The following is a 1194-nucleotide window of genomic DNA, read 5'->3' as shown; positions in this document are numbered from 1 at the left end:
GTCTCTGAGTCCGGGGGCCAGTAACACCCGGACTTTACCCCGGAAACCCGGGCTTTACCCCGCACTTATCTTTAAAAACAATCACTTAATTTCGGACTTTTAGTGCGGCTATCCCACTATGAAAATAAATTCTTGCTATGGCTAGATTTCACTCCTACTATGAGAGTCAGATTCCCATTATGGGATTATGCAGAGGGGGTAAGTATGTACTGGCGCCTTAATACAGAGCAAATTAAATCCCTTAGTTTTGGGGCTCGCTCTACCTACTATTGCGCGCTTTACTTGGCAACAAGCAAGAGCCGTCAGACGGATAGGGAAATCAAACTTTTTGACGTTATCCCTAGCTCTACCTTTTACCGACACAGGAGGGAGATAGTTGAAAAAACAGAGTTGGATTTGAACGATTTTTTTCCATCCTCTTCACCGAAGTTTACCGATGGGCCGTTCTATTAATTCGTAACTGGTACCAAAAAAAACGCCGGGGTGGCGACCCCGGCTTGTGCATCATTAATTACTTTCGGAGTAAATACAAATGCTTGACTATTCTACCACTAACTCAGTTGAAGTGAGCCACCAGCAGACCAACGCAACTTTTTTGCATGAGAAAAAATCATGTGAAACTCCATCGTTATCCCTCCTTTTGAATGCCATTGGTGAGCACTCGGAGCTCTTAGATGGTTTGTCTTGTCTTACTGGTCACGGCTTCTCTTTGGATGACTTTGAATTCGTTTTGCAGCGCCTTGGCTCTCAAATTGAAGCCATCACCACCATTGCCTCAAGTCTCTCAGAGCTTGATACTCACTGACAGTTAGCCCAATGGACTTTATTGGTAACTGTTACCTCTAACGGCTCGCTTGCCTCTGGCCATCCACACAAGGCCGCACTGGTTTTACTTTGCTGTATGCCTATGCTTTTATGGTGTGGTTTCGAACAGCCCGTTCATACCCCCGTTTAGGGGGTGTGGACGGGTTTTTTAGTTCCGCGCCATCCCGCTTGGTGTATTCACTTTGCTTTTTCCTGCCGGCACTTGGTTGTTTGCTCATGTGCGCAGCATTCGTAATTAGGTAACGGTGACGTGAAATCGGGATGCGAGGAACGAGCGCACGATTCACGTGAACGGTGACGAAATTCATCTATGCCGATAACTAGATATATCGGCGTCACCCTGGGTAACTGGGTGATTGCGCATAATGT

Annotated in this window: 1 protein-coding gene; it reads left to right on the top strand. The window is 46.4% G+C overall.

The features are described from left to right. Positions 1 to 532 precede the first annotated feature (532 nt). Positions 533 to 805, top strand: coding sequence for a hypothetical protein (locus AAC083_RS21400; protein WP_146181759.1), 273 nt, complete (start codon positions 533 to 535; stop codon positions 803 to 805). Positions 806 to 1194 lie beyond the last annotated feature (389 nt).

It is taken from the genome of Aeromonas sp. HMWF014, assembly GCF_963878295.1.
Lineage (GTDB): Bacteria > Pseudomonadota > Gammaproteobacteria > Enterobacterales > Aeromonadaceae > Aeromonas > Aeromonas popoffii.
The sequence above is the reverse complement of the archived record's forward strand: the minus strand, read 5'-3'. Positions and strand labels throughout refer to the sequence as shown.